At 73.2% G+C, this 1,067-nt stretch carries 1 protein-coding gene; it reads right to left on the reverse strand.

Translation table 11 applies throughout. The features are described from left to right. Window positions 1-56: 56 nt before the first annotated feature. Window positions 57-956 (reverse strand): bifunctional DNA-formamidopyrimidine glycosylase/DNA-(apurinic or apyrimidinic site) lyase, encoded by a 900-nt coding sequence (gene mutM / locus CH341_RS31460; RefSeq protein ID WP_111423652.1) that lies wholly within the window; start codon window positions 954-956, stop codon window positions 57-59. Between the last annotated feature and the right edge of the window lie 111 nt (window positions 957-1,067).

The following is a 1,067-nucleotide window of genomic DNA, read 5'->3' on the forward strand; positions in this document are numbered from 1 at the left end:
CGACCCTCCCCCTCCAGGGGAGGGTGAAGCCAGTGCCGTCGGCCGCCCGCGCACGCTCACTTCTGGCACACCGGACAGAAGAAGGTCGAGCGTCCCGACTGGACGATGCGGCGGACGGTGCCGGCGCACCCGGGGGTGACGCAGGGCTCGCCCTCGCGGTCGTAGGCGCGAAAGCGGTGCTGGAACAGGCCGAGCGTGCCGTCGGTCTGGCGGTGGTCGCGCAGCGAGGAGCCGCCCGCTTCGATCGCATCCGCCAGCACCGCTTTGACGGCCTCGACCAGCGCCACCAGCCGCGGCGTCGGCACGCCGCCGCGGGCCACCAGCGTCCCGGCCTTTCGGCGCGGCGACAGGTGCGAGAGGTGCAAGGCCTCGCACACGTAGATGTTGCCGAGGCCGGCCACCACGGTCTGGTCGAGCAGCGCCGCCTTGAGCGGTGCCGCCTTGCCGGCCAGCGCGAGGGCCAGCCGGGCGGCGTCGAAGGACGGGTCGAGCGGCTCCGGCCCGACCTCGCGCATCAGCGGATGGTCGTGGAGGTCCGCCGCCGGCACGATCAGCATCAGCCCGAAGCGGCGCGGATCGTTGAAGACGAGCCGCGCCCCGGACGACATCGAGAACACCACGTGGTCGTGCGCCTTGGTCTCGGAGCGCGCGTGATAGTAGCCGCCCGGCGAGAGGCTCGCCCCCTCCCGGCCGGCGGTCGCCGGCAGCTCGACCCGGAACGAGCCCGACATCCCGAGATGCATGAGGAGCACGTCGCCGGAGGACAGCTCGGCCAGCAGGTATTTGGCGCGCCGCTTGAGCGCCGCGACCGTGGTGCCCTCCAGGCGCTGGCAAAAGTCGTTGGGGAACGGCCGGCGCAGATCCGGCCGGCGCAGCTCGACCGAGACGAACCGGGCGCCCTCCATGGCGGGCGCCAGGCCGCGCCGGACGGTCTCGACCTCCGGCAGCTCAGGCATGCGGTCGCTCGGAGATCGCGACCGCCGCGCCAAAAGCTCCGCTCATCCCTGCGAAGGCGGGGATTGTGCAGACTGTGCCAGTCGTCCCGGGGCGGCGCGCAAGCGCCGAGC

Source organism: Rhodoplanes roseus, assembly GCF_003258865.1.
GTDB classification, from domain to species: domain Bacteria; phylum Pseudomonadota; class Alphaproteobacteria; order Rhizobiales; family Xanthobacteraceae; genus Rhodoplanes; species Rhodoplanes roseus.